We start from the raw sequence: 300 nt of genomic DNA on the forward strand, positions 1-300 counted from the left end.
CTGGTGATCGCCAGCCTGGACAACGGCATGTCCATGCTCGACGTGGACAGCTACTGGCAGATGATCGTCAAGGGCGGCATCCTGGTCCTGGCCGTCTGGGTCGACGTCAGCACCCGCACCAGCCGGCGCTGAGCGGGATGACCAGGCGTGGATGAGGCTGCGCCGTCATCCACCCTACGGCAAAGCTCCCTCTCACTCCGTATCGCCCCCTCTCCCTCAGGGAGAGGGCCGGGGTGAGGGTAGGACCCGCGATGAACTCTTCAGTGGAAAAGGCTGCGCCGCTTTCCACGCTACGGGTGT

At 65.0% G+C, this 300-nt stretch carries 1 pseudogene; it reads left to right on the forward strand.

The features are described from left to right. A pseudogene (locus tag FS767_RS22025) lies at nucleotides 1-132 on the forward strand (sugar ABC transporter permease); the annotation flags it as partial. Nucleotides 133-300 lie beyond the last annotated feature (168 nt).

This window comes from Pseudomonas sp. DE0010 (assembly GCF_007680745.1).
GTDB classification, from domain to species: domain Bacteria; phylum Pseudomonadota; class Gammaproteobacteria; order Pseudomonadales; family Pseudomonadaceae; genus Aquipseudomonas; species Aquipseudomonas parafulva_B.